22 protein-coding genes and 2 tRNA genes are annotated in these 22464 nt (G+C 51.2%); 12 read left to right on the forward strand and 12 right to left on the reverse strand.

All coding sequences use genetic code 11. The features are described 5' to 3' along the window. Positions 1-161: 161 nt before the first annotated feature. From pfkB to RT197_RS04140, 3 genes are all read left to right on the forward strand, one after another. The gene (pfkB, locus tag RT197_RS04130; RefSeq protein WP_312947477.1) at positions 162-1094 is read left to right on the forward strand and encodes a 6-phosphofructokinase II; all 933 of its coding nucleotides are present in this window, start codon (positions 162-164) and stop codon (positions 1092-1094) included. 72 nt (positions 1095-1166) lie between these two features. After that, positions 1167-1457, forward strand: a complete 291-nt coding sequence (ghoS, locus tag RT197_RS04135) for a type V toxin-antitoxin system endoribonuclease antitoxin GhoS (RefSeq protein ID WP_312947479.1) — start codon at positions 1167-1169, stop codon at positions 1455-1457. A gap of 112 nt (positions 1458-1569) precedes the next feature. Continuing rightward, a complete protein-coding gene (locus RT197_RS04140; RefSeq protein WP_312947482.1) occupies positions 1570-2430 on the forward strand; it encodes a fructosamine kinase family protein in 861 nt (286 codons plus the stop codon). A 33-nt stretch (positions 2431-2463) separates the two neighbouring features. Here RT197_RS04140 and tonB read toward each other — a convergent pair whose 3' ends face one another. Next, positions 2464-3183, reverse strand: coding sequence for a TonB system transport protein TonB (tonB, locus tag RT197_RS04145; protein ID WP_312947485.1), 720 nt, complete (start codon positions 3181-3183; stop codon positions 2464-2466). Between the two features lie 213 nt (positions 3184-3396). On the opposite strand from tonB, the gene RT197_RS04150 reads away from it, so the two are divergent. After that, entirely contained in the window at positions 3397-3693 is a 297-nt protein-coding gene (locus RT197_RS04150; RefSeq protein WP_312947488.1) for a YciI family protein, read from the forward strand. Positions 3694-3730: 37 nt separating this feature from the next. On the opposite strand, the gene RT197_RS04155 is transcribed toward RT197_RS04150, so the two are convergent. Then, on the reverse strand, positions 3731-3904 hold the full coding sequence (locus tag RT197_RS04155) for a YciY family protein (RefSeq protein WP_312947491.1): 174 nt from the start codon (positions 3902-3904) through the stop codon (positions 3731-3733). 145 nt (positions 3905-4049) lie between these two features. Here RT197_RS04155 and cls point away from each other — a divergent pair, with 145 nt between their 5' ends. Both cls and RT197_RS04165 read left to right on the forward strand, forming a co-directional pair. After that, positions 4050-5510, forward strand: a complete 1461-nt coding sequence (gene cls / locus RT197_RS04160) for a cardiolipin synthase (protein ID WP_312947493.1) — start codon at positions 4050-4052, stop codon at positions 5508-5510. Positions 5511-5544: 34 nt separating this feature from the next. After that, positions 5545-5874 (forward strand): HI1450 family dsDNA-mimic protein, encoded by a 330-nt coding sequence (locus RT197_RS04165; protein WP_312947494.1) that lies wholly within the window; start codon positions 5545-5547, stop codon positions 5872-5874. Positions 5875-5910: 36 nt separating this feature from the next. Here RT197_RS04165 and oppF read toward each other — a convergent pair whose 3' ends face one another. The 6 genes from oppF to RT197_RS04195 form a co-directional block, all read right to left on the reverse strand. Then, positions 5911-6915, reverse strand: coding sequence for a murein tripeptide/oligopeptide ABC transporter ATP-binding protein OppF (gene oppF / locus RT197_RS04170; RefSeq protein ID WP_312947496.1), 1005 nt, complete (start codon positions 6913-6915; stop codon positions 5911-5913). After that, on the reverse strand, positions 6912-7916 hold the full coding sequence (locus RT197_RS04175; RefSeq protein ID WP_312947498.1) for an ABC transporter ATP-binding protein: 1005 nt from the start codon (positions 7914-7916) through the stop codon (positions 6912-6914). Before RT197_RS04175 ends, oppF begins: the two co-directional genes overlap by 4 nt. An 11-nt stretch (positions 7917-7927) precedes the next feature. Then, positions 7928-8836, reverse strand: a complete 909-nt coding sequence (oppC, locus tag RT197_RS04180; RefSeq protein ID WP_312947501.1) for an oligopeptide ABC transporter permease OppC — start codon at positions 8834-8836, stop codon at positions 7928-7930. A gap of 14 nt (positions 8837-8850) precedes the next feature. Then, positions 8851-9771, reverse strand: a complete 921-nt coding sequence (gene oppB, locus RT197_RS04185) for an oligopeptide ABC transporter permease OppB (protein WP_312947504.1) — start codon at positions 9769-9771, stop codon at positions 8851-8853. Positions 9772-9855: 84 nt separating this feature from the next. Further along, complete coding sequence (gene oppA, locus RT197_RS04190; protein ID WP_312947507.1) at positions 9856-11490, reverse strand: oligopeptide ABC transporter substrate-binding protein OppA; 1635 nt, start codon at positions 11488-11490, stop codon at positions 9856-9858. Between the two features lie 773 nt (positions 11491-12263). Continuing rightward, entirely contained in the window at positions 12264-12911 is a 648-nt protein-coding gene (locus RT197_RS04195; protein ID WP_312947509.1) for a YchE family NAAT transporter, read from the reverse strand. 477 nt (positions 12912-13388) lie between these two features. On the opposite strand from RT197_RS04195, the gene adhE reads away from it, so the two are divergent. Then, a complete protein-coding gene (adhE, locus tag RT197_RS04200) occupies positions 13389-16064 on the forward strand; it encodes a bifunctional acetaldehyde-CoA/alcohol dehydrogenase (RefSeq protein WP_312947512.1) in 2676 nt (891 codons plus the stop codon). A 107-nt stretch (positions 16065-16171) separates the two neighbouring features. On the opposite strand, the gene tdk is transcribed toward adhE, so the two are convergent. Then, on the reverse strand, positions 16172-16795 hold the full coding sequence (gene tdk, locus RT197_RS04205) for a thymidine kinase (protein WP_312947514.1): 624 nt from the start codon (positions 16793-16795) through the stop codon (positions 16172-16174). 571 nt (positions 16796-17366) lie between these two features. Here tdk and hns point away from each other — a divergent pair. Then, entirely contained in the window at positions 17367-17780 is a 414-nt protein-coding gene (hns, locus tag RT197_RS04210) for a histone-like nucleoid-structuring protein H-NS (RefSeq protein ID WP_312947516.1), read from the forward strand. Positions 17781-17909: 129 nt separating this feature from the next. Here the strand turns inward: hns and galU are convergent, their stop codons facing one another. From galU to RT197_RS04225, 3 genes are all read right to left on the reverse strand, one after another. Next, positions 17910-18818: a UTP--glucose-1-phosphate uridylyltransferase GalU gene (gene galU / locus RT197_RS04215; RefSeq protein ID WP_312947518.1), complete on the reverse strand. Its 909-nt coding sequence runs from the start codon at positions 18816-18818 to the stop codon at positions 17910-17912. Positions 18819-19015: 197 nt separating this feature from the next. Continuing rightward, positions 19016-20029: a two-component system response regulator RssB gene (gene rssB / locus RT197_RS04220; RefSeq protein ID WP_312947520.1), complete on the reverse strand. Its 1014-nt coding sequence runs from the start codon at positions 20027-20029 to the stop codon at positions 19016-19018. A gap of 105 nt (positions 20030-20134) precedes the next feature. Then, on the reverse strand, positions 20135-20578 hold the full coding sequence (locus RT197_RS04225; protein WP_312947523.1) for a hypothetical protein: 444 nt from the start codon (positions 20576-20578) through the stop codon (positions 20135-20137). Positions 20579-20699: 121 nt separating this feature from the next. Here RT197_RS04225 and RT197_RS04230 point away from each other — a divergent pair, with 121 nt between their 5' ends. From RT197_RS04230 to RT197_RS04245, 4 genes are all read left to right on the forward strand, one after another. Then, on the forward strand, positions 20700-21155 hold the full coding sequence (locus RT197_RS04230) for a YchJ family protein (protein ID WP_409529672.1): 456 nt from the start codon (positions 20700-20702) through the stop codon (positions 21153-21155). Between the two features lie 50 nt (positions 21156-21205). Next, a complete protein-coding gene (gene purU / locus RT197_RS04235; RefSeq protein ID WP_312947525.1) occupies positions 21206-22048 on the forward strand; it encodes a formyltetrahydrofolate deformylase in 843 nt (280 codons plus the stop codon). Between the two features lie 164 nt (positions 22049-22212). After that, positions 22213-22297: transfer RNA gene (locus RT197_RS04240), tRNA-Tyr, on the forward strand. Positions 22298-22321: 24 nt separating this feature from the next. Continuing rightward, positions 22322-22406: transfer RNA gene (locus RT197_RS04245), tRNA-Tyr, on the forward strand. Positions 22407-22464: the final 58 nt, after the last annotated feature.

A 22464-nucleotide genomic window follows, 5' to 3' on the forward strand; every position in this document is an offset into this window, starting at 1 on the left:
CGATCTCAAAACCTTACTGTTTTTTTAGTCGGCAGAGGAAAAGACACAGCGTATTTATTTGTAAAATCATGCTCTTGCCCTACCCTTCCTGACGGTTAAGTGCCAGGATTAATTCAATCCATATTTGGGCCGCACCTTTAATCGCTTACAGGAGGTACCACATGGCTAAGATCTATACCCTCACTTTTGCCCCTTCGCTTGATAGCGCCACCCTGACGCCGCAAATCTACCCTGAAGGAAAATTACGCTGTAGCGCCCCGGTCTTTGAACCCGGCGGCGGCGGGATTAACGTCGCCCGTGCTATCACCTTTCTCGGCGGAAAAGCCACTGCCCTGTTTCCGGCAGGCGGCGCGACCGGCGAGCATCTGGTAAGTTTGCTGGCGGATGAGCAGGTGCCGGTGAAGACCATAGAAGCAAAGGACTGGACCCGGCAAAACCTGCATGTTCACGTCGAATCGAGCGGCGAGCAATATCGCTTCGTGATGCCCGGTGCCGCGCTGACCGACGATGAATTTCGCCAGCTGGAAGAGCAGGTGCTGGCAATAGAAGCGGATTCTTTACTGGTGATCAGCGGTAGCCTGCCGCCGGGCGTTAATGTTTCGCGGCTGGTACAGCTTATCAAATCAGCGCAGCAACACGGTATTCGCTGCGTGGTCGACAGTTCCGGCGAGGCACTGGCCGCCGCGCTGGAGGTCGGGAATATCGAACTAGTCAAACCCAATCTCAAAGAATTAAGCGCGCTGGTGCAGCGGGACTTAACCCAGCCTGACGATGTCCGCGACGCCGCGCAGGAAATTGTCCGCAGCGGAAAAGCCTTGCGCGTGGTGGTTTCTCTGGGGCCGCAAGGCGCACTGGCGGTAGACAGCGAAAATTGCGTTCAGGTCGTACCGCCTCCGGTCAAAAGCCAGAGTACCGTCGGTGCCGGTGACAGCATGGTGGGCGCGATCACCCTGAAACTCGCAGAAAACGCCTCCCTGGAAGAGATGGTGCGCTATGGCGTCGCCGCCGGGAGCGCTGCGACAATCAATCAGGGAACCCGGCTCTGCTCTCGCGAGAATACGCATAAAATCTATGATTATCTGTGCCGCAGCTAATCACGTAACGCATCGCCAAACGGTCACGATCGGCTATGCTAAAAAAATTTGGGAATAACCAGGAGAGGCATTATGAGCGAAGGTGGTATTACGCGTTACGTTGTCACGGTGAAGTTCCATGAAGAAACGCTGACGCAAATTAACGAATTAAATAATCAGTTTTCGCGCGCAGGCTTTACTCTTACGCTAACCGATGACGAGGGAAAAGTGCATGAACTTGGCACCAATACCTTCGGTTTAGTCAGCCCACAAAACGAGCAGCAGGTTAATGAACTGGCGACCGGGCTTGCTGAGGGCGCGCTGGGCGTGCAGCCAGAAGTTGAGGTCACGGTTTTCGATCGCTGGCTGAGTAATAATCCATAAGCAATATGTGCCATTGCGGCAGACAGTTTTTTCAGTTGTGCGTTGGTTCGGGTTTTTTCACTGCATTTGTGCGCTAACGTTATGATATGGCAACAAAGATGGGGGAGAGAACATGTGGCAGGCTATCAGTCGACTGTTAAGTGAGCAACTTGGCGAAGGCGAGATCGAACAACGCCAGGAGCTACCGGGCGGAGAAATCCATGCTGCATGGCGCATTCGTTTCGCCGGGCGCGATTTTTTTGTCAAGTGTGATGAACGCGAACTACTGCCGATCTTTACCGCCGAGGCAGACCAACTGGAATTACTGTCGCGCAGTAAAACCGTCACTGTTCCTGATGTCCATGCGGTGGGAAGCGAGCGCGACTACGCTTTTTTAATTATGGATTATCTTCCGGTCCGTCCGCTGGATGCGCATAGCGCTTTTCAGCTTGGGCAACAGCTGGCACATCTGCACCAGTGGAGCGACCAGCCACAGTTTGGCCTTGATTTCGACAATGACCTTTCCACCACCCCGCAGCCCAATGCCTGGCAACGCCGCTGGTCAACTTTTTTTGCCGAGCAGCGCATTGGCTGGCAGCTCGAACTGGCTGCGGAGAAGGGTCTGGAGTTTGGCGACATTGACGCCATCGTCGCCCACGTTCAGCAGCGCCTGAGCTCGCATCAGCCGCAGGCTTCTTTATTACACGGTGATTTATGGTCAGCCAACTGCGCGCTGGGGCCGGACGGACCTTTTATTTACGATCCTGCCTGCTACTGGGGCGACCGGGAATGCGATCTGGCGATGCTACCGCTGCATCCCGATCAGCCGCCGCAAATCTATGATGGCTATCAGTCTGTTTCGCCACTGCCCTCTGGTTTTCTCGACAGGCAGCCGATCTATCAGCTTTATACATTGCTGAATCGGGCGATTTTATTTGGCGGGCAACATCTGGTGACGGCGCAGAAAGCGCTGGAGAAAGTGCTGGGATCGTAGACCTCCCGGCATCCGGGAGGTCTGGCGGGTTTATTAGTTCAGCTTGACGCCGCCATTGATGCGGAACTCGATGTTCATAATAAGCCCGCTGCCCGGTTTACCGGATTCGTAACGCCATTTGCGCATTGCCGCTTTCACCTCGCGCTCAAACATATTCGCAGGTTGGGCAGAAAGAATTTGCACATTATCGACCCGACCATCCGCCGTCACGTCAAATTTCACCCGCACTTTACCTTCCATGCGTAACGCCAGCGCGCGCGCCGGATAAGACGGTTGATTACGCGTCAGGGCACGTGGACCGGCAGGGGTGGTCACCGCCGGTTTAGCGGTGGGCGGCGTATTGTTATTGACCGGACGCGCAGGTGCATTGTTTTCAAATGGCGATGCCGCGCGCGGCTCAACCGGCTTAACGTCGCGTTTTGGCTGCTCAACCTTTTTCACCGGCTTGGGTTTCGGCTTAGGTTTAGGCCTGGGTTTTTCAATCACCACCGGCGCTTCTTTGGGTGGCTCGGGAACGGGTTCCGGCTCCGGCTCTGGTTCAACGACAGGCTCCGGCGCAGGAGGCTGAACAACAGGCTCTGGCTCAGGCGGCGCGACCAGCGTGACGGAGATAGGCTGCGCAGGCGCAGGCATTTCAATAACCTGATTAACCGAGGTATAAAGCAGACCAGCTACTACTGCTCCGTGGATGCAGAAAGAGAGCAACGTTGGCCACGGGAAGCGGCGTGGTAAATCAAGGGCCATTGAAGTCATAGTCGTTTCAGTTTAAAAATGATGCGCTAATTTTAAATGCAAATAGCAATCATATTCAATAAGGTATTCTCTCTTCCGCCATTTTTTGCCCAATTTGCTGTTATTCAGCCATATTTTTGCTCGGGATTTTGCCTGCTGACGCGGTTGATGATTGCAGTGAACGCGACTTTCACTTACCGTGCTGAATGAGATAACAGAAAAGGAGCTCACACCGTGCTGTATGTTATTTATGCTGAAGATAGTGAAGATTCTCTGGAAAAACGCCTCTCGGTGCGCCCTGCTCACCTGGCACGTTTACAGTTGTTGCACGATGAGGGGCGTCTTCTGACCGCCGGTCCGCTGCCTGCCGTAGACAGCAACGATCCTGGTGCAGCCGGTTTTACCGGTTCAACGGTAATTGCAGAATTTGAATCCAGCGAAGCGGCGAAAGAATGGGCGGATGCCGATCCGTATGTGGCGGCGGGTGTTTATCAGAAAGTTACGATTAAGCCCTACAAAAAAGTCTTCTGATATAAGGGGGCACCGTATCCGGTGCCCTTTTTTAAACTCAAAGATCGTAAATCGCAAACAGCAGCACATTACGATGCTGGTTAAGTAAACACTTTCTGATCGAGTGAATACGAATATTGCGACGGGACTGACCTTCAAGCCAGCGGGATTTACGCCGACTCGCCTGCCTGAGCATGCGCCAGCGCCCCACTTCCGTTCTACTACGCTTCATTTTTACAGCTCTTACAAAGGAAGAACGTGCATTATAGACCCTTGCTGCCGCCAGACCAGCGCTTTTCATCGCCGCTTTTTATTTGCCAGAAAGTGTTGTCCGCGTACACTCTTAACTATCGGCTCAAAAAAGGATTTCTTTATTTATGACAACCTTCTACACGGTGGTGAGTTGGCTGCTCATTCTTGGATACTGGTTACTCATCGCGAGTATTACCTTACGCATACTGATGAAGCGCCGCGCTGTTCCTTCCGCGATGGCATGGCTGTTGATTATCTATATTCTTCCTCTGGTCGGTATTATCGCTTATTTGTCGGTCGGGGAACTGCATCTGGGCAAACGACGGGCGGAACGCGCGAAGGCCATGTGGCCCTCGACGGCAAAATGGCTACACGATCTCAAAGCCTGCAAACATATTTTTGCTGAAGAAAACAGCGCCGTCGCCTCATCGCTGTTTAAACTGTGTGAACGTCGTCAGGGCATTGCCGGGGTAAAGGGGAATCAGCTCCAGTTATTGACCACCTCCGATGACGTCATGCAGGCGCTAATCCGCGATATTCAGCTCGCCCGCCATAACATTGAGATGGTGTTTTATATCTGGCAGCCGGGCGGCGTCGCCGATCAGGTTGCTGAATCCTTAATGGCCGCCGCTCGTCGCGGCGTTCATTGTCGGCTGATGCTGGATTCCGCCGGTAGCGTGACGTTCTTTCGCGGTCCTTGGGCCAATATGATGCGTAACGCGGGCATTGAGGTGGTTGAAGCGCTGAAAGTTAACCTGATGCGCGTATTCCTGCGCCGCATGGATCTGCGCCAGCACCGTAAAATGGTGATGATCGATAACTATATAGCCTATACCGGTAGTATGAATATGGTCGATCCCCGCTTCTTCAAACAGAGCGCAGGTGTGGGGCAATGGGTCGATTTAATGGCGCGGATGGAAGGTCCGGTGGCGACGGCAATGGGCATTGTCTATTCCTGCGACTGGGAAATTGAAACTGGCAAGCGCATCCTGCCCCCGCCTCCCGACAGCAATATTATGCCGTTTGAGGAAGCCAGCGGGCATACTATTCACACCATCGCCTCCGGTCCGGGCTTCCCGGAAGATCTTATTCACCAGGCGCTGCTGACCGCGACCTATGCCGCCCGTGAATATTTGATTATGAGCACGCCCTATTTCGTGCCGAGCGACGATTTACTGCACGCTATTTGCACTGCCGCCCAGCGCGGGGTGGACGTCAGTATTATCCTGCCGCGCAAAAATGATTCCGTGCTGGTCGGTTGGGCCAGTCGCGCCTTTTTCACCGAACTGCTGGCGGCAGGCGTTAAGATTTACCAGTTTGAAGGTGGACTGCTGCATACCAAAAGCGTGCTGGTCGATGGCGAATTAAGCCTGGTCGGTACGGTCAATCTGGATATGCGAAGCCTGTGGCTTAATTTTGAGATCACGCTGGTGATTGATGACGCCGGTTTCGGCGGCGATTTAGCCGCCGTGCAGGACGACTATATTTCCCGCTCGCGCCTGCTTGACGCGCGGTTGTGGGTAAAACGTCCTTTCTGGCACCGGATTGCCGAGCGACTGTTTTACTTCTTCAGCCCGTTGCTGTAAAACGTGCCCATTAGCTATTTAACAGGTAATCATCATGGATATGGATCTCAATAACCGCCTGACTGAAGACGAGACGCTTGAGCAGGCCTACGATATTTTTCTTGAGCTGGCGGCGGATAATCTCGATCCGGCAGATATCATTCTGTTTAACCTGCAATTTGAAGAGCGCGGCGGCGCGGAGCTTTTCGATCCGTCAGAGGACTGGCAGGAACACGTTGATTTCGATCTGAACCCGGATTTCTTTGCTGAAGTAGTTATTGGTCTGGCGGAAACGGACGGTGGCGAGCTAAACGACGTCTTTGCCCGCGTGCTGCTGTGCCGCGAGAAAGATCACAAGCTGTGCCATATTCTGTGGCGTGAATAATGCTAAAAAGGGCTGACGATTGTCAGCCCTTTTGTTTTATAGCGGATCCACCTTCAGGCAGGAAACCGCATGGCGGAAACTGCCCTCCAGTACCGGGCGGGTTTTGGCGCATTCCGGTCCGGCAATCGGACAGCGGGTACGGAAAACACAGCCTGACGGCGGATTGATCGGCGAGGGTAATTCGCCTTCCAGCAACTGGATCTTTTTATTCTTTTCTTTATCGGGGTCGGGTACCGGCACCGCCGACATCAGCGCTTTGGTATAAGGATGCAGCGGATTATGGTACACCTCATCGTAGGTGCCCAGCTCCACGGCATGACCGAGATACATCACCAGCACGCGATCGGAGATATGTTTCACCACCGCCAGGTCGTGGGCGATAAAAATCAGCGACAGCCCCATTTCACGCTGCAACTGCTGAAGAAGGTTAACCACCTGCGCCTGAATCGACACGTCCAGCGCCGATACCGGCTCATCGCAAATAATCAGCTTTGGCTCCAGAATTAACGCGCGGGCGATACCGATACGCTGGCACTGACCGCCGGAAAACTCATGCGGATAGCGGTTGATCAGGTTAGGTAACAGCCCGACCTTCATCATCATGGTTTTCACCCGATCGCGCACTTCCTGACGTGGCATTTTCGGATGATAAGTGCGCAGCGGCTCAGCGATAATTTCCCCGATGGTCATACGCGGATTCAGCGACGCCAGCGGGTCCTGGAAAATCATCTGGATGTCGCTGCGCACGTCGCGCCACTCATCCGGTTTCATCCCCAGCAGATCTTTACCCAGCCAGGCCACTTTGCCATCGGTGGCTTTTACCAGCCCGATAATCGCGCGGGCGAAGGTCGATTTGCCACAGCCGGATTCACCGACCACTCCCAGCGTTTCACCTTCATACAAGCGCAGCGTAACGCCGTCTACCGCCTTGAGGGTTTTTGCCGGTTGCCAGAACCACTGCTTGCCATCTTTAATATCAAAATGGACTTTCAGGTCAGCGATTTCGAGCAATACGTTTCTGTTTTCAGTGATGGCATTCATACCAGTTCCTCCACCGGCTTAAAGCAGGCGCGCAGGCGTCCCGGCGCGAATTCCACCAGCGGCGGTGCGCTGTTGCAGATTTCCATGGCGTGCGGACAGCGCGGCTGAAACGGGCAGCCTTTCGGCAGGCGCAGCAGATTGGGGGGATTACCCGGGATCGTCAGCAGCGATCCGCCTTCAGCATCCAGACGCGGAACGGCATTCAGCAGGCCGATAGAATACGGATGCGCCGGACCGTAAAATACGTCGCGGGCGTTGCCATATTCCATCGTGCGCCCGGCATACATCACCAGCACTTTGTCACAGATCCCGGCCACCACGCCCAGATCGTGGGTGATCATGATGATGGCGGTATTGAACTCACGCTTCAGCTCGTTCAGTAAGGTCATGATTTGCGCCTGTACCGTCACGTCCAGCGCGGTAGTCGGTTCATCGGCGATCAGTAATTTGGGCCTGCACAGCAGCGCCATTGCAATCATGACGCGCTGACGCATCCCGCCGGAAAACTCATGCGGATACATGCGCATACGCTTGCGCGCTTCCGGCATCTTGACTGCGTCCAGCATCTTCACGGATTCTTCAAACGCTTCCGCTTTCCCGAGTCCTTTATGCAGCATCAGCACTTCCATCAGCTGCTCATCAACCCGCATATAAGGGTTGAGCGAGGTCATCGGGTCCTGAAAAATCATGGAGATTTGCTTTGCGCGCAGCTTATTCAGCTCATTTTCGGGCAAATTAAGGATCTGCCGACCGTTAAAGGTCGCCGAACCGCCAATGCGCCCGTTAGACGCCAGCAGCCCCATCAGCGCGAAGGCGGTTTGCGATTTACCGGAGCCGGATTCACCCACGATCCCCAGCGTCTCGCCTGCCCGCAGGCTAAAGTTAAGATCGTTCACAGCGGTCACGTCGCCATCGGGCGTGCTAAACGTGACGCGCAGATCTTTGACGTCCAGCAACAGGCCGGATTTCTGTTCCACCGGTACAGTTTCAATAATGCTCATGGTGGCGCTCCTTAACGATCTTTCGGGTCGAGGGCATCACGCAGGCCATCGCCGATAAAGTTAAAACAAAACAGGGTCACAACCAGGAAACCTGCCGGAAAGAGCAACAGCCACGGAGACACTTCCATTGAGTTCGCACCGTCACTCAACAATGCGCCCCAACTGCTCAGCGGCTCCTGAGTCCCCAGACCCAGAAAGCTCAGGAAGGATTCGAACAGGATCATGCTCGGCACCAGTAATGAAGCGTAAACCACAACCACACCCAGCACGTTGGGCACGATATGACGCACGACAATATTCGCCGTTGACACACCGCCAACCTGTGCCGCTTCGATGAACTCTTTACGCTTCAGGCTGAGCGTTTGACCGCGCACGATACGCGCCATGTCCAGCCAGGAGACCATGCCGATGGCAACAAAAATCAGCAGGATGTTTTGTCCAAAAAACGTCACCAGCAGAATGACGAAGAACATAAACGGAAAGGAGTTAAGGATTTCCAGCAGGCGCATCATGACCGAGTCCGTCTTGCCACCCAGATAGCCAGAAAGCGATCCGTAAAGCGTGCCGACAATCACCGCGACCAGCGCAGCGGCGATGCCCACCATCAGCGAAATACGTCCGCCGATTGCCACGCGCACCAGTAAATCTCGACCCGATGAGTCGGTGCCGAAATAGTGCCCGGACTCGGTATCCGGTGCGGCGGACATCATGCCCCAGTCGGTATCGAAATAGGTAAACTGGGACAGAATGGGAGCGAAGATCACGAACAGGGCAATCAGTCCCAGTAAAATCAGGCTGGCTACCGCCGCACGGTTATGGACGAAACGACGGCGGGCGTCCTGCCACAGGCTGCGTCCTTCAATTTCCAGTTTCTCACTGAAGTTTTCCAGCGCCTCGCTGTTTTTCTTACTCAACATCATGGCGAACTCCAGTGTCAGTAACGGATTTTCGGGTCAATAACGGCATACAGCACGTCAACAACCGCGTTGAAAAGAATGGTTAGCGCGCCAACCAGAATGGTCAGGCTCAGCACCAGCGAATAGTCACGGTTAAGCGCACCGTTAACAAACAGCTGACCGATGCCTGGCAAACCGTAGATCGTCTCAATGACCATAGAGCCGGTAATGATGCCGACAAAGGCCGGCCCCATATACGACAGTACGGGCAACAACGCTGGTTTCAGCGCATGGCGCAGAATAATGCGGCGCATCGGCAACCCTTTCGCTTTCGCGGTGCGGATGAAGTTTGAGTGTAAAACTTCAATCATTGAACCACGGGTAATACGCGCGATACTGGCGATATAAGCCAGGGACAACGCCACCATCGGCAGGATCATGTATATCAGCGCCCCGCCGTTCCAGCCGCCTGCGGGCAACCATTTGAGGGTGATAGCAAATATCAGTACCAGCAACGGCGCGACGACAAAACTGGGGATCACGACGCCGGTCATCGCCACTCCCATCACGGAATAATCCCAGCGGGTATTCTGTTTCAGGGCCGCGATAACTCCTGCCGTAACGCCCAGCACCACCGCCAGCAAAAAGGCAGCCGCGCCAAGTTTGGCGGAGACAGGGAAACTGGCCGCGACCAGATCGTTTACTGAATAATCTTTATACTTAAACGACGGACCGAAATCGCCGTGCGCCAGTTGCTTCAGATAATTGAAGTATTGGGTAGAGATAGGATCGTTCAGGTGATATTTCGCTTCGATATTCGCCATCACTTCTGGCGGCAGAGTACGTTCACCGGTAAAAGGACTTCCCGGAGCCAGACGCATCATAAAAAACGAAATGGTAATAAGAATAAAAAGCGTCGGAATCGCTTCCAGACAACGACGTAGAATAAATTTCAACATTGCCCATACCTTCTGGCGTGTGCCTTTACAGTGCGATGAAATAAGACACTGTGGGGCAGCCTCACGCTGCCCCACCTATTGCCATTAATGCTTAATAATGTACATATCTTTGGTGTAGAGATCGTCCATCGGATCTTTACCGGAATAGCCACCTACCCAGGGTTTCACGAGGCGAGCATTCACGTAGTAATAGACCGGAACAATGGCGCTGTCTTTACCCAGCTGCTGTTCAGCTTTATCGTACAGGGCGGTACGCTGCGCTTCATCGGTCGCTTTGACCGCGTCTGCGAGAATGCTGTCGAATGCCGGGCTCTTATAATGCGCGGTATTCATTGAGCTACCAGAAAGCATGGTATTAAGGAAGGAAGTCGGCTCGTTATAGTCCGCACACCAGCCCGCACGCGCTACGTCATAGGTCCCCTGATGACGGGTATCGAGGAAGGTTTTCCATTCCTGATTCACCAGCTTAACGTTAACACCCAGATTTTTCTTCCAGATGGATGCGGCAGCGATAGCCAGTTTTTTGTGCAGATCGGACGTATTATAAAGCAGGTTAAAGGTCAGCGGTTTATCAGCGGTATAACCCGCTTCAGCCAGCAGTTTTTTCGCTTCTTCGTTACGTTTTTCTTGCGTCCATGTAAACCATTCCGGCGTGGTCAGTTTAGCGCCGTCGGTATATGGCGGGGTGTAACCATAGGCTGGCAGGTCGCCCTGCGCTTTAACTTTGCTGGTGATAATATCGCGATCCAGACCCAGTTTCAGTGCGGTACGCACGCGCGCATCGGTGAACGGGGCTTTCTGGTTATTAATTTCATAGTAATAAGTACACAGGTACGGATCGACATGGACTTCGCTCGGGATCTCTTTCTTCAGCTTCTGGAACAGCTCGATGGGCAGATTGTTATAGGTCATATCGATTTCACCGCTGCGGTAGCGGTTAACGTCGGTGACTTCAGAAGAGATCGGCAGGAAGGTGACCTGATCGATGACCGTTTTAGCGTTATTCCAGTAATTAGTATTACGCTCCATCACGATACGTTCGTTAACAACCCAGTCTTTTAGCTTGTAAGCACCGTTAGAAACAATGTTCGCAGGCTGGGTCCATTTCTCGCCGAATTTATCAATGGCGGCTTTATTGACCGGTGACATCGCCGGGTTAACCAGCAGTTTATAAAAATAGGGTACAGGCTCGCTTAAGGTGACTTCGAGGGTATTGGCGTCGATAGCTTTAACACCGAGTTCAGTCGGCGCTTTTTTTCCTTCAACAATTTCATCAACGTTGAGGATATGACCATACTGCGGATAGCTGGCATAAGGAGAGGCGGTATTCGGATCGACCAGGCGCTGCCAGCTATAAACGAAATCTTGTGCGGTCACGGGCTCGCCGTTAGACCATTTGGCGTCTTTACGTAAATGGAATGTCCAGACTTTAAAATCTTTATTATCCCAGCTCTCTGCTACGCCCGGAACCGGGTGACCATCAACCGGTGAAGTGACCAGCAGGCCTTCAAACAGGTCGCGGCTGACGTTTGCTTCCGGCACCCCTTCAATTTTATTAGGATCAAGCGATTGGGGTTCTGCCCCGTTATTACGGATCATGGTTTGCTTATCCGCCAGTTGCACACCGGCGGGAACATCGGCAGCCATGGCAACATTTCCTGCGATCAGCGCAGCGAGAATGCCTGCTGCAACCAGACTTTTTTTCGTGATGATGGACATTGTGTTAAGACTCCAATAATTATAATTACTGACTCTGGGCCAGCCTGTTCAGTACCCTTTGGGTTCCCGGTCAACACAGGAGCTATAGTTGCCGCCGGGGTTTTCCTGCTGCTATCACCGACTTATCTATTACGGCTGGCTCTGATGGCCACCTTTCGTCGATTCTTTAATATGCCTCCCCTGTCGGGGCATATTGTGTTTCTGCGCACAAAGCGCTATTTGAAAATAATTCTCATCTACATCAATACTGCTGTTTATTGCCTGGCCGGAAAGTATCAAATGCAATCATTTGCTGCCAATATAATTTGCAAATTTGTTAACTAATTCTCTTTTGCATAATTGCCAGGCCCGGCACCAGCGCGCAAAAAACGCACTATTTATTCAAAAAACACTTTCTTTACAACGTTGTAAGAGCTGTAACACCCTCTGCAACTCTCACCGTCCTCTTCGACAGGCGGATTTTGCAAAAAATTAACATTTGCTTACTATTTAGCACATTAATCTGTCAGGAAGCTGAAATTACTAATAACATTTCAATTATGCGGGAGCAAGCCCCAGAGTATCATGTGATAAAAATAACACGGCGCTTGATGGTTAACTGTACAGAAGATGAAGGTAATGGTTTTTATGTCGTTGATATTGAAGTGATTTAACAATTATTGAATTTTATTATGTATTAGCGCTATTTCAACTTTATTTATATATTTTGCTAATAATAGTGCAAACGAAGCCAGGGCTTCGTTTGCAGATTTTGCGAGTGCAGAGAAAAGGATTCAATGAATGAGGCCGGGAAAGATACTCTTTATACCGGTCACGATAAATTCAATGCCCAGCGCCATCAGCAGCAGACCCATAATACGGGTAATGACGTTAATGCCTGTCTGACCCAGCATACGAACCAGCCAGGGGGCCATACGGAAAACACCCCAGCAGCAAAGGGCAAACAGGGCAATGGCGATTGAAAAACCCAACAGATGCATCAGATTATGGTAACGCGCGCCCCAGACAATCGTTGAACTGATTGCCCCCGGCCCTGCCATTAAAGGCAGCGCCAGCGGTACGACCCCAACGCTTTCACGGATTGCGGTTTCTGACTTCTCCTGCTTGTTTTGCTTATCTTCACCAAGCTTGCCGCTGATCATCGACATCGCAATGGTCACGACCAGAATACCGCCAGCAATGCGGAACGAATCAATAGAGATGCCAAAAAGCTGAAGAATGGTGTCACCCAGAAAGAGCGACGTCCAGAGGATAATCGCCACGGAAAGATTCGCCGTGAGATTAGTTTTGTTGCGAGCCACTGCCGTCTGGTAACTGGTCATGCTAATAAAGACGGGCATGATACCGATAGGGTTAACTAAAGCAAAAAGGCCAATAAAAAATTTAAAGCACGTAGGAAAATCGAACAGCAAATAGCTCACGGTTGGCTCCGCACCTTCTCAAAAGTGGTAGTTGACTTCATGTCATTATAAACCCGCGCTGAAGATACGCTTTTTGACAGAACACTTCACCAGATATCTGCCAAAAAACCTTTTCATTATGCGGTGTTATGTATTTGTATAAATTATGCTACTGTGAATTTTGTGCATTCATCCAAACATTTAACATTTGATACAAGTCACCTAAAACAACCTGCTGAAAGGTGTCAGCTTTGCTTAAATTTGACCTGGATCACGTATTTCCTACTCAGAAGTGAGTAACCTTAGCGACATCGCAGAGATGAACATGTTTGCGAAGGTAGCGTGAAGTAAGGCAGAGCTGTTTTAGTAAATCAGTGGATCAATTTGTAAGTAAGTTTATGTTTTGTAAGCTCTTACGCAAGCCATGTCCGGTCTGACTATACTGACCATTCAGGCAGTTGATTTACTAAAAAAGTTTAACATTATCAGGAGAGCATTATGGCTGTTACTAATGTCGCTGAACTTAACGCACTCGTAGAGCGTGTCAAGAAAGCCCAGCGTGAATATGCCAGTTTCACTCAAGAGCAAGTTGATAAGATCTTCCGCGCTGCCGCTCTGGCCGCTGCTGATGCTCGTATCCCCCTTGCTAAAATGGCCGTTGCCGAATCCGGCATGGGTATTATCGAAGATAAAGTGATTAAAAACCACTTCGCTTCTGAATATATCTACAACGCTTATAAAGATGAAAAAACCTGTGGTGTGCTGTCTGAAGATGACACTTTCGGCACCATCACTATCGCAGAACCTATCGGTATTATCTGCGGTATCGTTCCGACGACTAACCCAACGTCTACTGCTATCTTCAAATCGCTGATCAGCCTGAAGACGCGTAACGCCATCATCTTCTCTCCACACCCGCGTGCTAAAGACGCAACAAACAAAGCTGCTGACATCGTTCTGCAGGCTGCGATTGCTGCTGGTGCACCGAAAGATCTGATCGGCTGGATTGACCAACCGTCTGTTGAGCTGTCTAACGCGCTGATGCATCACCCTGACATTAACCTGATCCTTGCGACCGGTGGTCCGGGCATGGTTAAAGCGGCGTATAGCTCCGGTAAACCGGCTATCGGCGTAGGTGCAGGTAACACCCCTGTTGTTATCGACGAAACCGCTGATATCAAACGTGCTGTGGCGTCTATCCTGATGTCCAAAACGTTCGATAATGGCGTAATTTGTGCATCTGAACAGTCTGTTATCGTTGTTGATTCCGTTTACGACGCCGTTCGCGAACGTTTCGCCAGCCACGGTGCTTACATGCTCCAGGGCAGCGAACTGAAAGCCGTTCAGAACATCATTCTGAAAAATGGCGCACTTAACGCAGGCATCGTAGGTCAGCCAGCATACAAAATTGCTGAACTGGCAGGCTTTAGCGTTCCGGTCAGCACCAAAATTCTGGTAGGTGAAGTGACTCTGGTTGACGAAAGCGAACCTTTCGCCCACGAAAAACTGTCTCCGACGCTGGCAATGTATCGTGCGAAAGATTTCGACGATGCTGTTGTGAAAGCAGAAAAACTGGTTGCCATGGGCGGTATCGGTCATACCTCCTGTCTGTATACCGATCAGGACAACCAGCCGGAACGCGTACAGAAGTTTGGCGCAGAAATGAAAACCGCGCGTATCCTGATCAACACCCCGGCTTCTCAGGGTGGTATCGGTGACCTTTACAACTTCAAACTCGCGCCTTCCCTGACTCTGGGTTGTGGTTCATGGGGTGGTAACTCCATCTCTGAAAACGTTGGTCCGAAACACCTGATCAACAAGAAAACCGTTGCTAAGCGAGCTGAAAACATGTTGTGGCACAAACTTCCGAAATCTGTCTACTTCCGCCGTGGCTCTCTGCCAATCGCGCTGGATGAAGTGATTACTGATGGTCACAAACGTGCAATGATCGTGACTGACCGCTTCCTGTTCAATAACGGTTATGCCGATCAGATCACCTCCGTACTGAAAGCTGCGGGCGTTGAAACTGAAGTCTTCTTCGAAGTCGAAGCGGATCCGACTCTGACCGTGGTACGTAAAGGCGCTGAACTGGCGAACTCCTTCAAACCAGACGTGATTATCGCTCTGGGCGGTGGTTCCCCGATGGATGCCGCGAAAATCATGTGGGTAATGTACGAACACCCGGAAACCCACTTCGAAGAACTGGCGCTGCGCTTTATGGATATCCGTAAACGTATCTACAAGTTCCCGAAAATGGGCGTGAAAGCGAAAATGATCGCGGTCACCACCACTTCCGGTACCGGTTCAGAAGTGACGCCGTTTGCGGTTGTTACCGACGATGCTACCGGTCAGAAATATCCGCTGGCAGACTATGCGCTGACCCCGGATATGGCGGTTGTCGATGCTAACCTGGTTATGGATATGCCGAAGTCACTGTGTGCTTTCGGTGGTCTGGATGCCGTCACTCACGCCCTGGAAGCTTACGTTTCCGTACTGGCTTCTGAGTTCTCTGACGGTCAGGCTCTGCAGGCTCTGAAACTGCTGAAAGAAAACCTGCCAGCGTCTTACCACGAAGGTTCTAAAAACCCGGTTGCCCGTGAACGCGTTCACAGTGCAGCGACCATCGCCGGTATCGCGTTTGCGAACGCCTTCCTCGGTGTATGTCACTCAATGGCGCACAAACTGGGTTCACAGTTCCACATTCCGCACGGTCTGGCGAACGCCCTGCTGATCTCCAACGTTATTCGTTATAACGCGAATGACAACCCGACTAAGCAGACTGCATTCAGCCAGTATGACCGTCCGCAGGCACGTCGTCGTTACGCTGAAATCGCTGACCATCTGGGTCTCACCGCGCCGGGCGACCGTACTGCGGCTAAGATCGAGAAGCTGCTGGCATGGCTGGAAAGCATCAAAGCTGAACTGGGTATTCCTAAGTCTATCCGCGAAGCTGGCGTGCAGGAAGCTGACTTCTTGGCTCACGTTGACAAACTGTCTGAAGATGCGTTCGATGACCAGTGTACCGGTGCTAACCCGCGCTACCCGCTGATCTCCGAGCTGAAACAGATCCTGATGGACACCTTCTACGGTCGTGAATACACCGAAGGCGCTCCGGCAGAGCAAGCTGTTGCTCCGGCAGTAAAAGCGGACAAAAAAGCGAAAAAAATGGCTTAAGTAGTTAGCCACGACGCTTAATAAAAAGCCTCATCACATGATGAGGCTTTTTTTTGTCTTATGCATGTCGTACAGAGCCTGAAGGCCTCTGTAAAGCGATGAAATACTCAGCAGGATGAATGGCGGTGCTGGTCCTGAATAGCCGTCAGAGAGCCTACAGCCAGCGCCTCTTTATAATGCTTACGACAGACCGAGATATACCTTTCATTACCCCCAATCACCACCTGTTCCCCCTCATTATACGGACGCCCGCTCTGATCGAGTCGCAGCACCATACTCGCTTTACGCCCGCAGAAGCAGATGGTTTTAAGTTCGACCAGTTTATCTGCCCAGGCCAGCAGATATTGACTCCCGGTAAATAACTCACCCCGGAAATCCGTTCTTAAGCCATAACACAGGACCGGGATATCAAGTCGATCTACCACCTCTGAGAGCGCATGAACCTGCTGACGTGTAAGGAACTGGCTTTCGTCCACTAAAACACAGTGTACGCGCGCAGACGCGTTTTCTGCGTCAATCTCTGCCAGCAGGGAGGTATTCTGGTTAAAGAGCTTTGCGGGCGAGGAAAGACCAATTCGCGAACTCACCTTCCCCGAACCAAAGCGGTTATCAATTTCTGCGGTATATACAAGCGCCCGCATACCCCTTTCCTGGTAATTGTATGAAGACTGTAACAATGCAGTTGATTTGCCTGCGTTCATTGCAGAATAGTAGAAATAAAGTTGTGCCATCGGCCGCATAACCTCAGTCAAAGTGTATTAATTGCTGCGCGGCAGTGTACCATATTTTACGTCTGGCCCATCCGTGCCACGTAAAGAGAAACGGTAATCGCCCTCCCCTCTGGCTGTAGGGATATAGCCACTATTAAAGACTTCAACGCACTATTTTGCAGCAATGGAGCATTAATGTGGGACTTAATGCTTTGTCATTACATTCTCCTAACAAGCGACTTATCTGCGAAAACGACCTCTGGCAGGCGATTTACTATTAGGATGGCTTGATTTTGGATAACGCAATCTGCTAATACGCGAGGTCGATATTTATCCGCCCTTACTATATTTTCGCCCTGCGCATTTTCAAAAAAAATCATATGTCGTCGGGGGTTAACCTCTGGTCTGACCGGCCAGATTATGTATAGGAAAAGCGTGATAGCAGGCAAAATTTAAGTTAACAGGAATTACAAACGCAAAAAATAACAACTAATTTTGTCTTCCTTACATTTCTCCCTATTGCACAACTCAAATTAACGCTCTATTATTAGTTTAACAAACCACCCCACAATATAAGTTTGAGATTACTACAATGAGCGAAGCACTTAAAATTCTGAACAACATCCGTACTCTTCGTGCTCAGGCCAGAGAATGTACCCTTGAGACACTGGAAGAGATGCTGGAAAAATTAGAAGTTGTTGTCAACGAGCGTCGTGAAGAAGATACTGCTGCTGCGGCAGAAGTTGAAGAACGCACTCGCAAACTGCAACAATATCGTGAAATGCTGATTGCTGATGGTATCGATCCGAATGAATTGCTGAACAGCATTGCTGCAGCAAAAACCGGTACTAAAGCAAAACGCGCTGCACGTCCTGCTAAATATAGCTACACCGACGAAAACGGTGAAACTAAAACCTGGACCGGCCAGGGCCGTACTCCTGCTGTTATCAAAAAAGCAATGGACGAGCAAGGCAAACAGCTGGACGATTTCCTGATTAAGAATTAATCTTCCTGCTTCAGAAAATCCCGCTTCGGCGGGATTTTTTTTGCCTGAATGTTGGACTTGATAACCCACCCATCTTTCAGGCAAAAAAAACCGGGAATATCGCATCCCGGTTTGATAATGATTATAACTCTACTTTGTCACGCCAACTGTCTCTTCCAGCCAGGCTTTAAATTCTTCGCCCAGAGAGTTATGGCGAATACCATACTCAACGAATGCCTGCATATATCCGAGCTTATTACCGCAGTCGTGGCTTTTGCCTTTCATATGATAGGCTTCAACAGTCTCTTTTTCGATTAGCATATCGATAGCATCGGTAAGCTGAATTTCATCGCCTGCGCCCGGAGGGGTCTTCGCCAGCAGCGCCCAAATTTCCGCGCTCAGCACGTAGCGGCCAACAACAGCGAGATTTGAAGGGGCGACGTTCGCTTTTGGCTTCTCGACCACGCCTACCATCGGCACGCTTTCGCCCGGCTGCAAAGGCACGCCTTTACAGTCAACAACACCGTAGGCGGTCACGTCTGCCACTGGCTCTACCATGATCTGGCTACAGCCCGTTTCATCAAAACGTTTAATCATTTCTGCCAGGTTATCCTGAGACAGATCGGATTCAAATTCATCAAGAATAACGTCCGGCAGGATCACCGCAACCGGCTCATCGCCGACCACAGGCTGTGAGCAAAGCACCGCATGACCCAGCCCTTTTGCCAGCCCCTGACGCACCTGCATAATAGTGACGTGCGGCGGGCAAATAGACTGCACTTCTTCCAGAAGCTGGCGTTTTACGCGCTTTTCCAGCATCGCTTCAAGTTCAAAGCTGGTATCGAAGTGGTTTTCAATTGAATTTTTGGAGGAGTGCGTTACCAGCACGATTTCAGTGATACCCGCAGCAATACATTCATTAACGACATATTGGATGAGTGGTTTATCGACCAGCGGTAACATCTCTTTTGGGATCGCCTTGGTTGCTGGCAACATCCTCGTCCCCAATCCCGCAACCGGGATAACGGCCTTTTTGACTTTTGAATTTAAAGCAGCCATTGAACTCTCCTGAAGTGTTCGAAATCTGAACTTCTCATTAATGAATTAGCGCGTTTGAGTATATCAGGACGGGAAGACAATCCTGGTCTGAATCAGCCGCGATAACCTGGAATTAGGATTTATACGCATAAACGTAAGCATAGTATCACTGCGGCAGATTGGCAGGTAAACCTATTCTCAGAAGGGAATTCATTTGCTCATTCCGCAGACAACATTAAACGCAGACGGCCACCGGCTCCCCAAATCTGGCACTGCCAGGCTTCGCTACGCTGGCTAATTTGATTGAAATAAGTATCACCGAGCGTACCGAGCGGAAGACCGGTACTGATTTGAATCTGATGTTCGCCCGTATTCAACGTCGCGTTAAGCCCGGCAGAAACCAGAATTAAATTTTTAATTCCACTGTGGTAATAACCGACCAGCAGAGGAAATTGGCCGGGCAAATTGGCCTGGCGCAGTAAATTGTTGACCTGTTTTAGTAAGCTGCCCATTTCAGGCAGGCGTTGCCTTTGCTGCGAAAGCTGTTCCTGAAGCAGACCATTAAATAAAGCACGCAGTAACAACGCCGCCAGAACGCCGTTGTCTCCGGCGCGGGTCACGTCGAGGCAATAAAAAGCAAGGTCGTCATCGGAAAGCGGCGCAATATCCAGTACCAGACCGGGCTGATCCGCAGACATTAACTGACGGTAGTTAATCCTGGAATGAGATATCACCTGCTGAACGGGTGGCTGTAGCTCCTGAAGCAACTTTGCCGCTGCGGCCGGATTGCTGACCAGCGCATCCCAGTCTTCAAAAAGGCGTTCCTCTTCCTCCACCCGCGAATTAAACATATTCGGATAGAGGCAGGCGAAGACCGTTTCGCGCAGGCGCTGAAAATCTTTAACCGGTTTCAGCAAGACATCCTGCACCCCAAGACGCAGCGCGCGGGCGATATCTGACATATTTTCGGTGGCGGAAATCACCAGTATTGGCAAAGTATCACCGGCATTGCGCACGTGCTCCACCAGCTTAAGGCCATTCATTCGTGGCATTGCGATATCACAAATCATCAGATCGATTTGCAGGTTTGCCATTTTTTCGATTGCGTCGATGCCATCCTCGGCCAGGGTCGTACTCGCCCCCAGCGACAGAAGCCAGTTATCCAGCAGAGAGCGGAAAACGGGTTCGTCTTCAACAATCAGAATGTGTTTCCCCGCCAATGGCTGCGTCATGTTATCTCCTCTGACCCACGATACTTAATATTGGCATGCAATCCGCGCTATCGCTTGTCAGATTCTGCTGAACTAATCTTAAAAATAAAGCACGCTTTAACATCTCTAAAAACCACAAATTTTTTGTTTGATATGCGTTTCTTCAATGGACAACGTCATGGCAGCGAGGTTCAGCGCAACACCGGGGGATCCACAGAGAGAAGTATTATAATGGGAAAGATGTAACAAAATTTCAACCTTAGGTTCACTTTTCTGTTGCCGGGCCAGCCTGCAAGCGCCATACGCCGCCAGCGTTCTCTGTCCGCACAGGGATAATGTCAGGCCTGGGCATGGTAAATGCGGCGAGGAAAATTGATAAAACGACACGAGGAGTTTGCGCTGAAAATAAATCCGCGCCGTCAATGTGGAAATAATATTAGCGGAAATAAAAGCGACTCTTCGCCAATAAACAGGAACGTTATTCCCTGCGGTTGGCAGAATGTGATTTACCCCTGAAGGTTTTCGCTCCCGAATGACGCTGGTTTTACGCGCCACCTCTGGTGTTGTCATTATCATTATGAACGGCAGACTTCTCCCCGGCTTCCAGCGTGCAACAATGGCACTGCTCAGTTAACATAACGCTACCTGGCGCATTGACGCCGTTATCATTTATTCCGTGGAGATCACTCTCGTGAACCTTTGTCCTTGTGGCAGCGCTCTGGAGTATAGCCTATGTTGCCAACAATATCTGTCTGGTGCGCGGGTTGCGCCAGATCCATCACACCTTATGCGCTCCCGTTACAGCGCATTTGTGATGAAAGATGCAGATTACCTGATCGCCACATGGCATCCCTCGTGTCAGCCAGCGGCATTTCGTCAGGATATTGAACGTGGATTCGCCAACACCCACTGGCATGGACTGACCGTTTTCTTAGCCGAGAAGGGTGCCTCGCCGGAAGAAGGCTTTGTCAGTTTTGTGGCGAAATTCAGTGAGAATGACCAGCCAGGCGCGATCATTGAACGTTCGAGGTTCTTAAAGGAAGCGGGAAGATGGTACTATATCGACGGTACTCGCCCGCAGTTCGGTCGAAACGATCCCTGCCCCTGTGGGTCAGGTAAAAAATTTAAAAAGTGCTGTGGCCAGTAGCTGGACCCGACACAAAAAACGCAAACACCTTCAACAGGATTTCCCCGTTAATGCACTCACTACAACGTAAAGTTCTGCGCACGATTTGCCCCGACCAGAAAGGACTGATCGCGCGCATCACCAATATTTGCTACAAGCACGAACTCAACATCGTTCAGAATAATGAATTCGTCGATCACCGCACCGGACGCTTTTTTATGCGGACTGAGCTCGAAGGGATTTTCAACGACACCACGCTGCTGGCCGATCTCGACAGCGCCCTGCCGGAAGGCTCGGTGCGCGAGCTAAACCCGGCGGGCCGTCGCCGCATCGTTATTCTGGTCACTAAAGAAGCGCATTGCCTGGGCGATCTGCTAATGAAAGCCAACTACGGCGGTCTGGATGTGGAAATTGCCGCCGTTATTGGTAATCACGAAACCCTGCGTCCGCTGGTGGAGCGTTTTGACATTCCTTTTGAACTGGTGAGCCATGAAGGTCACACCCGCGAAGCTCACGACAAATTAATGGCCGACGCCATTGATGCCCATCAGCCGGACTACGTGGTGCTGGCGAAATATATGCGCGTGCTGACGCCGGAATTCGTTTCTCGTTTCCCGAACAAGATCATTAATATTCACCATTCGTTTCTCCCGGCCTTTATTGGTGCGCGCCCTTACCACCAGGCTTACGAGCGCGGAGTGAAGATCATCGGTGCCACCGCGCACTATGTAAACGATAATCTTGATGAAGGCCCGATTATCATGCAGGACGTGATCCACGTCGATCACACCTACACGGCAGAAGATATGATGCGTGCCGGACGCGACGTCGAGAAAAATGTATTAAGCCGCGCGTTGTACCAGGTGCTGGCGCAGCGGGTATTTGTTTACGGCAACCGTACGATTATTCTTTAATCGCCAATGAAATGAATTGATTAGCTTTGCCGCGTTGCGTGCAAAAAGCAGGCAAACGATTCATCTGAGGCAAAGGAATGCTTTACAGCGGCGCGTCATTTGATATGATGCGCCCCGCTTCCCGCAACGGAAGCAGGCCAGTAGTAACGCAAGCATTACCCCGTGGTGGGGTTCCCGAGCGGCCAAAGGGAGCAGACTGTAAATCTGCCGTCATCGACTTCGAAGGTTCGAATCCTTCCCCCACCACCATTTCAAAGCCATAAACATACCCCTGGTGGGGTTCCCGAGCGGCCAAAGGGAGCAGACTGTAAATCTGCCGTCACAGACTTCGAAGGTTCGAATCCTTCCCCCACCACCAAATTCCATGTTTCCGCCCGGTGACAAAAATCTTCTGCCTCATGTCGATCCCCGAAGGG

This window comes from Superficieibacter sp., from assembly GCF_032071645.1.
GTDB lineage: Bacteria > Pseudomonadota > Gammaproteobacteria > Enterobacterales > Enterobacteriaceae > Superficieibacter.

Coding starts and splice junctions, on each gene's coding strand:
- oppB (WP_312947504.1), bottom strand. CDS start 9,771: ATGTTGAAATTTATTCTACGTCGTTGTCTGGAAGCGATTCCGACGCTT.
- tdk (WP_312947514.1), bottom strand. CDS start 16,795: ATGGCACAACTTTATTTCTACTATTCTGCAATGAACGCAGGCAAATCA.
- RT197_RS04140 (WP_312947482.1), top strand. CDS start 1,570: ATGTGGCAGGCTATCAGTCGACTGTTAAGTGAGCAACTTGGCGAAGGC.
- tonB (WP_312947485.1), bottom strand. CDS start 3,183: ATGACTTCAATGGCCCTTGATTTACCACGCCGCTTCCCGTGGCCAACG.
- galU (WP_312947518.1), bottom strand. CDS start 18,818: ATGGCTGCTTTAAATTCAAAAGTCAAAAAGGCCGTTATCCCGGTTGCG.
- adhE (WP_312947512.1), top strand. CDS start 13,389: ATGGCTGTTACTAATGTCGCTGAACTTAACGCACTCGTAGAGCGTGTC.
- hns (WP_312947516.1), top strand. CDS start 17,367: ATGAGCGAAGCACTTAAAATTCTGAACAACATCCGTACTCTTCGTGCT.
- pfkB (WP_312947477.1), top strand. CDS start 162: ATGGCTAAGATCTATACCCTCACTTTTGCCCCTTCGCTTGATAGCGCC.
- RT197_RS04155 (WP_312947491.1), bottom strand. CDS start 3,904: ATGAAGCGTAGTAGAACGGAAGTGGGGCGCTGGCGCATGCTCAGGCAG.
- purU (WP_312947525.1), top strand. CDS start 21,206: ATGCACTCACTACAACGTAAAGTTCTGCGCACGATTTGCCCCGACCAG.
- oppF (WP_312947496.1), bottom strand. CDS start 6,915: ATGAATGCCATCACTGAAAACAGAAACGTATTGCTCGAAATCGCTGAC.
- RT197_RS04225 (WP_312947523.1), bottom strand. CDS start 20,578: ATGACAACACCAGAGGTGGCGCGTAAAACCAGCGTCATTCGGGAGCGA.
- RT197_RS04175 (WP_312947498.1), bottom strand. CDS start 7,916: ATGAGCATTATTGAAACTGTACCGGTGGAACAGAAATCCGGCCTGTTG.
- oppA (WP_312947507.1), bottom strand. CDS start 11,490: ATGTCCATCATCACGAAAAAAAGTCTGGTTGCAGCAGGCATTCTCGCT.
- rssB (WP_312947520.1), bottom strand. CDS start 20,029: ATGACGCAGCCATTGGCGGGGAAACACATTCTGATTGTTGAAGACGAA.
- oppC (WP_312947501.1), bottom strand. CDS start 8,836: ATGATGTTGAGTAAGAAAAACAGCGAGGCGCTGGAAAACTTCAGTGAG.
- cls (WP_312947493.1), top strand. CDS start 4,050: ATGACAACCTTCTACACGGTGGTGAGTTGGCTGCTCATTCTTGGATAC.
- RT197_RS04165 (WP_312947494.1), top strand. CDS start 5,545: ATGGATATGGATCTCAATAACCGCCTGACTGAAGACGAGACGCTTGAG.
- ghoS (WP_312947479.1), top strand. CDS start 1,167: ATGAGCGAAGGTGGTATTACGCGTTACGTTGTCACGGTGAAGTTCCAT.